The following is a 13240-nucleotide window of genomic DNA, read 5'->3' as shown; positions in this document are numbered from 1 at the left end:
GAGACCATGTTGATACAACCGTTGCCGTCGCTGACCATGGGGCTGTTCGCCCTGGTCCAGGCGCTGCTGCTGCTGGCGTTGACGCCGCTGCTGACCGGCCTGTCACGGCAAATCCGCGCCCGTATGCATTCCCGGCGCGGACCCGGGCTGTGGCAGGATTACCGCGATATCGCCAAGCTGCTCAAACGCCAGGACGTGGCGCCGGAGCAGGCGGGGCCGGTATTTCGCGTCATGCCTTATGTGCTGCTGGGCAGTATGCTGCTGGTGTCCATGACCCTGCCGGTGCTGACCCGCTTTTCACCGTTCGGCGCGGCGGGGGATCTGATCGCCCTGCTGTATCTGTTCGCGCTGTTCCGGTTCTTCTTTTCGCTGTCGGGGCTGGATACCGGCAGCACCTTCGCCGGCATCGGCGCCAGCCGCGAGCTGACGCTGGGCGTGCTGGTGGAGCCTACCCTGATCCTGGCGCTGCTGGTGGTGGCGCTGATTACCGGCTCCACCAATATCGGCGCCATCAGCGCCACGCTTTCCGCCGGCTGGATTTCCCCCACCGCCACTTTCCTGGCCCTGCTGGCCTGCGGCTTCGCCACCTTTATCGAGATGGGCAAGATTCCGTTCGACGTGGCGGAGGCGGAACAGGAACTGCAGGAAGGGCCGCTGACCGAGTATAGCGGTTCCGGCCTGGCGCTGGTGAAGTGGGGCATCGGCCTGAAACAGGTGGTGATGGCCGAACTGTTCCTGGCGGTATTTATTCCCTTCGGCAAGGTCACGGAACTGACCGCGCCGTCGCTGCTCTGGGCGCTGGTCGCCACGGTTATCAAGCTTGTCGTGGTGTTTACCCTCGCTTCCCTATTGGAAAACAGCCTGGCGCGCGGGCGCTTTTTATTGATTCCGCGCGTGACCTGGCTGGGGTTCGGCGTCGCCGCGCTGTCCTTTGTTTTTTACCTCACCGGACTTTAAGGAGCCAGGAAATTTATTATGGAGAATATAGCCCTTGCGACTGTTCTGGTCCCATTTGCCGGCGCGCTGCTGACCGCCTGCCTGCCCCAACGCCTGGCGAAATGGCTCTGCACCCTGTTTGCGCTGCTGGCGACGCTCGGCACGCTTTGGCTGGCGCAGGCGTTTTTCAGCGGCGGCAAGCTCGACGCCACCTATACCCTGCTGTCGTATGGCGACACGGCGCTGATAGGCGTCACCGTCGATCGCATCAGCACCCTGATCCTGTTCGCAGTGGTGTTTCTCGGCCTGCTGGTGAGTCTGTATTCCACCGGTTACCTTACCAACGGCAACCGTGAGCATCCCCATGAGGGCACCAATCGTTATTATGCCTTCCTGCTGGTGTTTATCGGCGCCATGGCGGGGCTGGTGCTGTCGTCCACCCTGCTCGGCCAGCTGCTGTTTTTTGAAATCACCGGCGGCTGCTCCTGGGGATTGATCGGCTACTACCAGACGCCGAAAGCCCAGCGTTCCGCCATGAAAGCCCTGCTGATAACCCACTTCGCCTCCATCGGCCTGTACCTGGCGGCGGCGACGCTGTTTATCACCACCGGCACCTTCGCCCTCAGCGCCCTGGGCCAGCTGCACGGCACCCCCGCGCTGGTGGTGTTCGGCGGCATCCTGTTCGCCGCCTGGGGCAAGTCCGCCCAGTTGCCGCTGCAAGCCTGGCTGCCGGACGCCATGGAGGCGCCGACCCCGGTCAGCGCCTATCTGCACGCCGCGTCCATGGTCAAGGTCGGGGTGTATATCTTCGCCCGCGCCATCCTGTCCGCCGGCGACGTACCGCATATCATCGGCTGGGTCGGCATGGTAATGGCGGTGGCGACCATGATCTACGGCTTTATGATGTACCTGCCGCAAAAGGATATGAAACGGCTGCTGGCCTGGTCCACCATCACCCAGCTGGCGTATATCTTTTTCGCCCTGTCGCTGGCGATCTTCGGGTCGAAGGAGGCCTTCAACGGCGGCATCGCCTACATCTTTAACCACGCCTTCGCCAAGAGCCTGTTCTTCCTGGTGGCCGGCGCCTTCAGCTACAGCTGCGGCACCCGCATGCTGCCCAGGCTTAAGGGCGTCATCGGCAAGATGCCGCTGCTGGGCATCGGTTTTTGCGTGGCGGCGCTGGCCATTACCGGCGTGCCGCCGTTCAACGGCTTTTTCAGCAAGTTCCCGATTTTCGCCGCCGGCTTCGCCCTGTCAAGCCAGTACTGGGTGCTGACGCCGCTGATGATCCTGGTGTTGATTGAGTCTGTCGCCAGCTTCGCCTGGCTGCTTTTTTGGTTCGGACGGGTGGTTCCCGGCAAGCCCAGCGAGGCGGTGGCGCAGGCCGCGCCGCTGCCGCTGGCCATGCGCGCGGTGCTGGTGGTTCTGATCGTGATGTCGCTGTGCTCCAGCTTTATTGCCGTCGCCTGGCTTGGATAAGGAACAAATTTATGACCGGATCTCTGATAGTCAATAACCTCGCGGGCCTGATGATGCTCACCTCGCTGTTGGTCATCGGCGCCAAACGCCCCATGGTCTCCTGCTGTTTGTATGCCCTGCAATCGCTGGTGCTGGTGCTGATTTTCTTCACCCTGGCGCAAACGCTCCAGGCCCACCAGCTGATGCTTTGGTCCCTGAGCGCGCTGATCACCAAGGTGGTGCTGGTGCCGCTGATCATGGCCAGGGCATTTAGCAAACTGTCCGATCCCGGGGCGGATGGCGGCATTATCAGCCCGACCCTGCTGATGCTGGCGGCGGCGATTATCGTGCTGCTGTGCTGGTTTGTCGTCGCGCCGGTAAACCTGCCGATGGTGGCAGCGCTGAAACCGGCGCTGGCGGTGTCGCTGGGCCATTTCCTGCTCGGGCTGCTGTGTATCGTCACCCAGCGCAATATCCTCAAGCAGGTATTCGGATACTGCCTGATGGAAAACGGCTCGCACCTGACGCTGGCGCTGCTGGCCAACCGGGCGCCGGAGCTGGTGGAAATCGGTATTGCCACCGACGCTATCTTCGCCGTGCTTATCATGGCGTTCATGGCACGCAAAATCTACCGTACGCTCAACACGCTGAACGTTAATCAACTGACGGCGCTGAAGGGGTAATGAGATGAGCAATACCGCTATGTTATTGATATTACTGGTTACACCACTGGCGATATCGCTGCTGGCCTTTGCCTGCCGGTTCGCCGGCGGCGCGGCGCGCGGCCTGGTCACCGCCCTGCACACCCTGGGCATCATCGCCTTGCTGGCGGAAGCGCTGTGGGTGGTAGGCCAGGTCATGGCGCAAGGAGCGCTGCTGGCCGCGCACCGCTGGCTGTATATCGACAGCCTGGGCGCGCTGTTCCTGGCCATCCTCGGCATTATCGGTTTCATCACCGGCCTGTACTCCATGGGTTACATGCGCCATGAAGTCGACACCGGTGAAATTTCCGTCACCACCTTGTGTCACTACTACGGCTTTTTTCATCTGTTTTTATTCACCATGCTGCTGGTGGTGAGCAGCAACAACCTGATCCTGATGTGGGCGGCGGTGGAAGCCACCACCCTCAGTTCGGCGTTCCTGGTGGGCCTTTACGGCCAGCGCTCCTCGCTGGAGGCGGCCTGGAAATACATCATTATCTGTACCGTCGGCGTCGCATTCGGCCTGTACGGCACCATTCTGGTCTACGCCAACGCCGCCAGCGTCCTGCCCGATCCGGGCCAGGCGATTTTCTGGACCGAAGTGCTCAAACACACCAGCCTGCTGGATCCGACGCTGATGCACCTGGCGTTTGTGTTCGTGCTGATTGGTTTCGGCACCAAGACCGGCCTGTTTCCGATGCACGCCTGGCTGCCCGACGCCCACAGCGAAGCGCCCAGCCCCACCAGCGCCCTGCTGTCGGCGGTGCTGCTCAACTGCGCCCTGCTGGTTATCCTGCGCTATTACATCATTATCAGCGCCGCCATCGGCCCGGTGTTCCCCAGCCGCCTGTTGATCGTATTCGGCATGCTGTCTGTGGCGGTAGCCGCGTTTTTCATTCTGGTGCAGCGCGATATCAAACGGCTGCTGGCCTATTCCAGCGTGGAGAACATGGGACTTATCGTGGTGGCGATTGGCATCGGCGGCCCCCTGGGCGTGCTGGCGGCGCTGCTGCATACCCTCAACCACAGCCTGACGAAGACCTTATTATTCTGCGGGTCCGGCAATGTGCTGCTGAAATACGGCACCCGCGATATGGGCGCGGTAAAAGGCATGATGCGCGTCGCGCCCTTTACCGCCGTTATGATGGCGGCGGGCGCGCTGGCGCTGGGCGGCATGCCGCCGTTTAACATTTTCCTCAGCGAATTTATGACGGTGGCGGCGGGACTTGCCGGCGGCCATCTTATTCTTACCCTGGTGCTGTTGCTGCTGCTGACCGTGGTGCTCGGCGGGCTGGTGCGCATGATTGCCATGACCGTGTTCGGCGACCGGCCGGAGGCGACGAGCAAAGGCGAACTGGGCTGGCTGACCACGCTGCCGATGGCCGTGCTGCTGGTGCTGATGCTGGTGATGGGCACCTGTATTCCCCGGCCGGTGATCGGGCTGTTGGAAAACGCCGCCACCATCGTGCTTAACCACGATGTGGCATCGTTCAGCTGGCCCTGGGCCGCGCTGGATACCGGGACGGCAACGCCCATTCATTCCCCGTCAGGAGAAGTAAAGTGACAGACATCATTTCCGACAAACTCGGCCTGGGTTACCTGGCGCAGGTAAACGAAAAATTCCCCGCGGCGGTCCTGGCCCACGAATGGCAAACGGCCAATCAGTTAACCATCACGGTGAAGGTTAACGCCCTGCCGGAGGTGGTGGAGTTTCTCTACTACAACCAGGGCGGCTGGCTGTCGGTGCTGTTCGGCAACGATGAGCGTACCCTGTGCGGCGATTTTGCCGTCTATTATGTGCTGTCGATGGAACAGGGCGAGAAGTGCTGGATCATCGTCAAGGCGCTGGTGAGCGCCACGACCCTTGAATTCCCGTCGGTGACGCCGCGCGTCCCGGCGGCGGTGTGGGGCGAACGCGAAATCCGCGATATGTACGGCCTGATCCCGGTGGGCCTGCCGGACGAACGGCGCCTGGTGCTGCCCGACGATTGGCCGGAGGATCTCTATCCGCTGCGCAAGGACAGCATGGACTATCGCCAGCGCCCGACGCCGACCACTGAGACCGAAACCTATCCCTTCGAGAACGACGCCGCCGGCGAGACCCGGGTGGTGCCCATCGGCCCGCTGCATATCACCTCCGACGAACCGGGCCACTTCCGGCTGTTTGTCGACGGCGAGCAGATTGTCGACGCCGACTACCGGCTATTCTACGTCCATCGCGGCATGGAAAAGCTGGCGGAAACCCGCATGGGGTATAATGAGGTCACCTTCCTGTCGGACCGGGTGTGCGGCATCTGCGGTTTTACCCACAGCGTGGCCTATACCAACTCGGTGGAAAACGCGCTGGGCATCGTGGTGCCGCCGCGCGCCCACGCCATCCGCAGCATCCTGCTGGAAGTGGAACGCCTGCACAGCCATCTGCTGAATATCGGCCTGTCCAGCCACTTTGTCGGTTTTGACACCGGCTTTATGCAGTTCTTCCGCGTGCGCGAAAAAGCCATGACCATGGCGGAACTGCTGACCGGCGCCCGCAAGACCTACGGCATGAACCTGATCGGCGGCATCCGGCGCGATATCCTCAAGGAGCAGCGGCTGAAAACGCTGCTGCTGGTGGCCGAAATGCGCGCCGACTTCGTCCAGTTGGTGGATATGCTGCTCAGCACGCCGAACATGGCGCAGCGCACCCAGGGCATCGGCCGGCTGGACCCGAAAATCGCCCGCGATTTCAGCCCGGTGGGGCCGATGATCCGCGCCAGCGGCTTTAAGCGCGACCTGCGCTTCGATCACCCCTACGCCAACTACGCCAACCTGCCGAAAACGCTGTTTACCCTTGACGGCTGCGACGTCTATTCCCGCGTCATGGTACGGGTAAAAGAGGTGCTGGACTCGCTGGCGATGATTGAATACGGACTGGACAACCTGCCCGGCGGCCCGCTGCTCACCGAGGGCTTTACGTATCAGCCGCATAAATTCGCGCTCGGCTTTTCCGAGGCGCCGCGCGGCGAAGATGTGCACTGGAGCATGCTCGGCGATAACCAGAAGCTGTTCCGCTGGCGCTGCCGCGCCGCCACCTACGCCAACTGGCCGGTGCTGCGGTATATGCTGCGCGGCAACAATATCTCCGATGCGCCGCTGATCATCGGCAGCCTCGATCCCTGCTATTCCTGCACCGATCGCGTGACGCTGGTGGATATCAACAAGCGCAGGGCGAAAACCGTGCCTTATCAGGAGCTGGAACGCTATGGCATTGAACGCACCCATTCGCCGCTTAAGTAGAGGGTTGAACGATGTTCAAACTGTTTAAAACCATCCTGAAAGCCGGCGAGCCAACGGTAAAATACCCGTTCAAGCCCCTTGAGGTGATGCCGGGATTTCGCGGCAAGCCGCAGTATGACCCCACGCAGTGTATTGCCTGCGCCGCCTGTACCAGCGTCTGCCCGGCCAACGCCCTGACCATGGAAACGGACCTGGCGTCGGGCGAGCGGCGCTGGCAGCTGTTTCTCGGCCGCTGCATTTTCTGCGGCCGCTGCGAGGAAGTCTGTCCGACACGCGCCATCGTGCTGTCGGAGGAGTTTGAAATGGCGGTGACGCAAAAGGCGGATTTGTATGTGAACGCCACCTTTACCCTGCAGAAATGCCGGGTATGCCATCAACCCTTTACCGCCAAAAAATCCATCGATTATACCCTGGCGCTGCTGGCGCATTCCGGCCTGGACGCAGCCGCGCTGGACGCGCTGCGCCCGCAGTTCGAAACCTGCCCGGACTGTAAGCGTCACCAGAACCTGCAAAGCAACCGCGATCTGCGCCTGCCGCACGACGCGGGGAGAGAAAGCCAATGAGCCAGCAAGACATCCCGCTGCAACACCATGTCAGCATCCCCGTGGCGCCCGACCCGCATACCCTGGCGCTCAAAAAAACGCTGCTGCAGAATATCAAGCGCTCGGCCTATGTCTACCGGGTGGACTGCGGCGGCTGCAACGGGTGTGAAATCGAGATCTTCGCCGCCATTACCCCGTTGTTCGACGCCGAACGCTTCGGCATCAAGGTGGTGGCCTCGCCACGCCACGCGGATATCCTGCTGTTTACCGGCGCGGTAACCCGGGCGATGCGGGTGCCGGCGCTGCGCGCCTATGCCGCGGCGCCGGATCCGAAAATCTGCATTTCCTACGGCGCCTGCGGCTGCGGCGGCGGCATTTTCCACGATCTTTACTGCGTCTGGAGCGGCAGCGAAAGCATCGTGCCCATCGATGTCTGGATCCCCGGCTGCCCGCCCACGCCCGCCGCCACCATCTACGGTTTTGCCGTGGCGCTCGGCCTGCTGGAACAAAAGCTGAAAGGCGAATCGCACCTGGAGCAGCCGGACGAAAAAGCGGCGCTGCTGCTGCCGGATGTGCCGCTGCATACCCGGGTGCTGGTCGAGCGCGATGCGCGGCGCATGGCGGGCTATCGCGCGGGACGCGAAATCAGCGACACCCTGCTGTCGCTGCTGCCCGGCGCCACGCCCGCGGTCTTGGCGCAGCGGGTGGACGACTGGCTGCGGCAAGCCGACGATCCGCGTTTGCAGGATATCGTCGCGCAGCTGATGCTGACCCTGAACAGCGAGGCCCATCATGGCTGAGGTCTATTTCTGGTCGCTGCGCCAAAAGTTTCTGGACAGCGACGACGACATGCCCGCCCAGGCCAAACAGGTGATGTATTACTCTCTGGCCATCGGCCACCATGTGGGGGTCATTGACTGCCTGAACAAGGAATTCATCTGCCCGCTGGAACAATACGAGCAGTGGATCGCCCTGCTGCCGGAAGGCGAGGCGCGGCGCAAAATGCACGGCCTGCTGACCTTTGGCGAAATCGTCATCGACAGCACCCATACCGACCTGCTGGCCAATGCCTTTGCGCCGCTGCGCGCAAACCAGCCCGCGCCCTTCGGGACATGGAGCGCCCGGTTGATCGGCCTGCTGGCTGAAATCGCCGCCGAGCCGGCCATTTACCTGATTGTGCGGAGAGTATTATGACCGTTGACGACCACGCTGGCGACGGCAAGATGGTGCCGGCCGGCCGCGGCCACGCCGATGACGTGTCCGACAGCGTCGTGCTGACCGTCGGCAACAGCATGATGGGCGACGACGGCGCCGGGCCGTGGCTTGCGGAGCTGATGGCGCGCGCGCCGGTGGCCGGCTGGACCGTGGTCAACGGCGGATCCGCGCCGGAAAACGTGGTCCACCGGGTGCGCGCCCTGCGCCCCAAACGGGTGGTGGTGGTGGATGCCGCCGATATGTCGCTGAAGCCCGGGGAGCTGCGTCTGGTGGACCCCGCCATCATCGCCGACATGTTTATCATGAGTACCCATAATCTTCCGCTGAGCTTTGTGATCGATCAATTAAAGGAAGATGTGGAAGAGGTATGGTTTATCGGTATCCAGCCCGATGTGGTGGCATTTTATTTCCCCATGACCGCGCCGGTCAGGGAGGCGGTCGAAACCCTGTATGCGCAATTGGCGCACTGGCGGGGCGACGGCGGTTTCACCTGGCTGGCGCCCGCCGGGCAGGATGACTGAGGACGGCGCATGCCGCCCCGTCACGTGTTATCGACACCTGGTCCGGTCGACACTTTTGTCGACCGGTTCGCCAGCGGATCTGACGATATGGGCGCCTGCGGGCCCATCATCAGCCGGCGGTCAAAAAATGCCGGATTTTATTCTTTGTTTTTCATAGCCTTAAAAAAACAGCACGGCGCGTGCAAACTGGCATAAACCATGCTTTATATAGGGATATAATCTCGCCCATGCCACCGGGCCGAGAACCACGACAGATGGAACCGCGAGGAGAAATGAATGAACCGGTTCGTTATTGCCGATCCACAAAAATGCATTGGCTGCTTCACTTGTGAAGTCGCCTGCGTCATGGCGCACAACGGCGACCACCCCGGCGCGCTCAATCACGACAATTTTTTGCCGCGCCTGAAAGTGATGAAAGAGTGGAATATCAGCACGCCGGTGCTGTGCCGGCAGTGCGAGGACGCCCCGTGCGCCAATGCCTGCCCGAACGGCGCCATTATCCACGCCGAGGATTCCATCCAGGTATTGCAGGAAAAATGCATCGGCTGCAAAACCTGCGCCGTCGCCTGTCCCTATGGCGCCATGGACATCGTCACGCGCCATGTGTATGACGATCGTAATCCACTAGCCGGCCATAGCATCAAGGCGGAAGCGCAGAAATGCGATCTGTGCGTAGGCCATGCCGGGGGCCAGGCCTGCGTGAATGTGTGTCCCACCGACGCGCTGGTGCTGATGACCCACGAAACCGTCGAAATGATGAAACTGAAAAAACGGCAGCGGGCCGCGTTGGAAGGCTTCAGCGCCGTCCTGTCATGACCGCTTCTTTTATTAACCGCTGGAAGATAGGTAAAAAATCCTCCACAAGGGGTATGGCATAATGCATAAAGCACTCACCGTATGTCCGTACTGCGGCTCCGGCTGCAAGATCAACCTGTTGGTTGAAAACGGTAATGTCGTCGGCGCGGAAGCGGCGGACGGCGTCACCAACCAGGGCCAGTTATGCCTTAAGGGGTATTATGGCTGGGATTTCCTCAATGACACCCGCTTGCTGACCCCCCGCTTGCGCAGCCCGATGATCCGCCGCGAAAAAGGCGGCAACCTGGAGGAAGTGTCCTGGGACGAGGCGATCGAATATACCAGTTCCCGCCTGCGCGACATCAAGCAGAAATATGGCGCCAAGGCCATTATGCAGACCGGCTCCTCGCGCGGCACCGGCAATGAAACCAATTACGTGATGCAAAAATTCGCCCGCGCGGTCATCGGCAACAACAACGTCGACTGCTGCGCCCGTGTCTGCCACGGCCCCTCGGTTTCCGGCCTGCAGGTGACGCTGGGCAACGGCGCCATGAGCAACTCCATTTGCGAAATCGAAGACACCAAGTGCCTGCTGGTATTCGGCTATAACGCGGCTGACTCGCACCCTATCGTGGCGCGGCGCATCCTGAAGGCCAAGCAGAAAGGCGCCAAGGTGATCGTCTGCGATCCCCGGCGTATCGAAACCGCGCGTCTGGCCGACCTGTGGTTGCCGCTGAAAAACGGCTCCAATATGGCGCTGGTGAACGCATTCGCCCACGTATTGATCAACGAAGGGCTGTATGACGCCGATTACGTCGCGCGCCATACCGAAGGGTTCGACGAATACCGCGCTATCGTGGCCAAATATACGCCGGAATATGCCGAGGAAATTACCGGCCTGCCGGCGCAGCAAATCAGGGAAGCCATGCGCATGTACGCCGCCGCGCCCACCGCCACCATTTTATGGGGCATGGGCGTGACCCAATGGGGCCAGGCGGTGGATGTGGTGAAAGGGCTTTCCGGCCTGGCGCTGCTGACCGGCAATCTGGGCAAGCCGAACGTCGGCGTCGGCCCGGTGCGCGGGCAGAATAATGTGCAGGGCGCCTGCGATATGGGCGCGCTGCCGAATATGTTCCCCGGCTACCAGCCGGTGACCGATCCGGCGGCGCGGGAAAAATTCGCCCGCGCCTGGGGCGTGGAAACGCTTGATCCGGAGCCGGGTTTTACCCTGACCGACGTGCCGCATAAGATCCTAAGCGGCGAAATCAGGGCCAACTATGTGATGGGTGAGGATCCGTTGCAGACCGAGCCGGATCTGTCGGTGATGCGCCAGGCGTTCAAACAGCTGGACCTGCTGATCGTGCAGGATATCTTTATGACCAAGACGGCGTCGGAAGCCGACGTGATTCTGCCCGCCACGTCCTGGGGCGAGCATGAGGGGGTCTATACCGCGGCGGATCGGGGTTTCCAGCATTTTGAAAAAGCCATCGAGCCGAAGTTTAACGTTAAGCCGGACTGGGAAATCATCAGCCTGCTGGCCACCGCGTTGGGCTATCCGATGCATTACAACAACACCAAGGAAATCTGGGACGAGCTGCGCGGCCTGTGTCCGCTGTATGTGGGCGCCACCTATGAGAAGCTGGCCGGGTACGGGTATATTCCCTGGCCGTGCACCGAGGAAAGCAGTCCGGGCACGCCGTGGCTGTATGCGGGCAATAAGTTTGACCGTCCGGGCGGCAAGGGACTGTTGTTCGCCGCCGAGTGGCGCGCGCCGATGGATCTGGTGGACGGCGATTTCCCGCTGGTGCTCTGTACCGTGCGCGAAGTGGGGCATTATTCCTGCCGTTCGATGACCGGCAACTGTACCGCGCTGGCCACCCTGGCCGACGAACCGGGTTATGTGCAGATTAACCCGCAGGACGCCGAACGGCTGGGTATCCGCGATCAGCAGCTGGTGTGGGTCACCTCGCGCCGCGGCAAGGTGATTACCCGGGCCTCGGTAAGCGAGCGCATCAACCTCGGGGCGGTGTACATGACCTATCAGTGGTGGATTGGCGCCTGTAACGAGCTGACGATCGATCATCTCGATCCTATCTCGAAAACGCCGGAATATAAGTACTGCGCAGTGAAACTGGAGGCCATCGCCGATCAGCGCTGGGCGGAAAGTTACGTACAGACGGAATATAGCCAGCTGAAGGCGCGGCTGCGCAATGCGGTGGATGACGCGATTATTCCCGCCTGATAGCAGTGTTAAACCGGTGCCGGCTTAGCCTGTATGCTAGGCTGGCACCGGTTTTTTTTATGTTGGGTCGGTGACGGTTTCGCGTTTATGTTGGGTCGGTGACGGGTTCGCGGTTATGTGGGATCGGTGACGGGTTCGCGTTTATGTGGGATCGGTGACGGGTTCGCGTTTATGTGGGATCGGAGACGGGTTCGCGTTTATGTGGGATCGGAGACGGGTTCGCGTTTGTGTGGGATCGGTGACGGGTTCGCTTGCCTTGCGTTCGGTGGTTATATGGAATGCCGGGCGCCGGCAAGCGACAAAGAGGCCGTACCGCGACGGCCTCCTTGACCTCCGCGCGCCCGGCAGGTCGCGCGTCGCTGCGCGATGCCTTCCGCCGCCCATGCCCCCGTTATGCACCGGCCCGGTTAGCGCTCCCGGCGCCACCGGGCCTTTCGCCGCTCCCGGCGGCTCATGCCGGGGTCACAGGCAACGTCAGCGCGCTCTATGCCGGGACCTATGTCGCGGTCAGTGAGGTTTTATTGGGAACAATATAGTCGCTGTTGTTTATTGGGAGCCGGCATGCAATTGAGATGCAGCTAATCACAATGGCAGGCAATGGCACAGCGAAGTATCAGGTCATACCGGAAAGTATCAATCTTCAATCTTCAATCTTCAATCTTCAATCTTCAATCTTCAATCTTCAATCTTCAATCTTCAGCATCCAACATCCAACATCCAACATTCAACACCATCAGCATCAGCATCAGCATCAGCATCAGCATCAGCATCAGCATTCGACATTCGACATTCGACATTAGCATTTAGCATTTAGCATTTAGCATTTAGCATTTAGCATTTAGCATTTAGCATTTAGCATTTAGCATTTAGCATTTAGCATTTAGCATTTAGCATTTAGCATTTAGCATTTAGCCAGTAGAATTCGGCCATAGACCGTAAGTCCCCGATCATTTGCCCGGAAAGTGCATGCGCCTGAAATCTGGCAAAAACGCATCATCCAACAGACGTTGGTGTTGACCTTGTTGCCGGCATAGAGTGCGCCGGCGGCGCGTAGCACGGCTGGATGAGCCGCCGGGAGCGGCGAAAGCTAAGGGCCGCGCCGGGAGCGCGTCCCGTGCGGTCCAAAAGCCGGGATGCGTGATGCCGGGCACCGCGCAGCGGCGCACGATCTGCCGGACGCCCGGAGGTCAAGGAGGTTCGGGCGCAGCGAACCTCCTTGTCGCTTGCCGGCACCCGGCATTCCATATAACCACCGAACGCAAGGCAAGCGAAACCGTCTCCGATCCCACATAAACGCGAAACCGCCACCGACCCAACATAAACGCGAAACCGCCACCGACCCGACATAAACGCGAAACCGTCACCGACCCAGCATAAACGCGAAACCGCCACCGACCCGACATAAACGCGAAACCGTCACCGACCCAACATAAACGCGAAACCGCCACCGACCCGACATAAACGCGAAACCGCCACCGACCCAACATAAACGCGAAACCGTCTCCGATCCCACATAAACGCGAAACCGTCACCGACTTAACATAAACGCAAAAC

Annotated in this window: 11 protein-coding genes; all 11 read left to right on the top strand. The window is 60.8% G+C overall.

The window, feature by feature from the left end; translation table 11 throughout:
• The first annotated feature begins 6 nt into the window (after nucleotides 1–6).
• The 11 genes from ACL2XG_RS21980 (at nucleotide 7) to fdhF (ending at nucleotide 11686) form a co-directional block, all read left to right on the top strand.
• The gene (locus tag ACL2XG_RS21980) at nucleotides 7–957 is read left to right on the top strand and encodes a respiratory chain complex I subunit 1 family protein (RefSeq protein ID WP_410013869.1); all 951 of its coding nucleotides are present in this window, start codon (nucleotides 7–9) and stop codon (nucleotides 955–957) included.
• Nucleotides 958–975: 18 nt separating this feature from the next.
• A complete protein-coding gene (locus ACL2XG_RS21975; protein ID WP_413721259.1) occupies nucleotides 976–2415 on the top strand; it encodes a hydrogenase 4 subunit D in 1440 nt (479 codons plus the stop codon).
• An 11-nt stretch (nucleotides 2416–2426) separates the two neighbouring features.
• Entirely contained in the window at nucleotides 2427–3077 is a 651-nt protein-coding gene (gene hyfE, locus ACL2XG_RS21970; RefSeq protein ID WP_413721260.1) for a hydrogenase 4 membrane subunit, read from the top strand.
• A 4-nt stretch (nucleotides 3078–3081) separates the two neighbouring features.
• A complete protein-coding gene (locus ACL2XG_RS21965) occupies nucleotides 3082–4659 on the top strand; it encodes a hydrogenase 4 subunit F (RefSeq protein ID WP_410013866.1) in 1578 nt (525 codons plus the stop codon).
• Entirely contained in the window at nucleotides 4656–6371 is a 1716-nt protein-coding gene (locus tag ACL2XG_RS21960) for an NADH-quinone oxidoreductase subunit C (RefSeq protein ID WP_410013865.1), read from the top strand. Before ACL2XG_RS21965 ends, ACL2XG_RS21960 begins: the two co-directional genes overlap by 4 nt.
• 11 nt (nucleotides 6372–6382) lie before the next feature.
• Nucleotides 6383–6934, top strand: a complete 552-nt coding sequence (hyfH, locus tag ACL2XG_RS21955) for a hydrogenase 4 subunit H (RefSeq protein ID WP_413721261.1) — start codon at nucleotides 6383–6385, stop codon at nucleotides 6932–6934.
• On the top strand, nucleotides 6931–7713 hold the full coding sequence (locus ACL2XG_RS21950; protein ID WP_413721262.1) for an NADH-quinone oxidoreductase subunit B family protein: 783 nt from the start codon (nucleotides 6931–6933) through the stop codon (nucleotides 7711–7713). Before hyfH ends, ACL2XG_RS21950 begins: the two co-directional genes overlap by 4 nt.
• On the top strand, nucleotides 7706–8107 hold the full coding sequence (locus tag ACL2XG_RS21945; protein WP_413721263.1) for a formate hydrogenlyase maturation HycH family protein: 402 nt from the start codon (nucleotides 7706–7708) through the stop codon (nucleotides 8105–8107). The genes ACL2XG_RS21950 and ACL2XG_RS21945 overlap by 8 nt, the downstream gene beginning before the upstream one ends.
• Nucleotides 8108–8205: 98 nt before the next feature.
• Nucleotides 8206–8649, top strand: coding sequence for a hydrogenase maturation peptidase HycI (gene hycI / locus ACL2XG_RS21940; RefSeq protein ID WP_413723488.1), 444 nt, complete (start codon nucleotides 8206–8208; stop codon nucleotides 8647–8649).
• A 276-nt stretch (nucleotides 8650–8925) separates the two neighbouring features.
• Nucleotides 8926–9465, top strand: coding sequence for a 4Fe-4S dicluster domain-containing protein (locus ACL2XG_RS21935; RefSeq protein ID WP_410013861.1), 540 nt, complete (start codon nucleotides 8926–8928; stop codon nucleotides 9463–9465).
• Nucleotides 9466–9526: 61 nt separating this feature from the next.
• On the top strand, nucleotides 9527–11686 hold the full coding sequence (gene fdhF, locus ACL2XG_RS21930; RefSeq protein ID WP_410013860.1) for a formate dehydrogenase subunit alpha: 2160 nt from the start codon (nucleotides 9527–9529) through the stop codon (nucleotides 11684–11686).
• The last annotated feature ends 1554 nt before the right edge of the window (nucleotides 11687–13240 follow it).

This window comes from Sodalis sp. RH24, assembly GCF_047324145.1.
GTDB lineage: Bacteria > Pseudomonadota > Gammaproteobacteria > Enterobacterales > Enterobacteriaceae > Acerihabitans.
The sequence above is the reverse complement of the archived record's forward strand: the minus strand, read 5'-3'. Positions and strand labels throughout refer to the sequence as shown.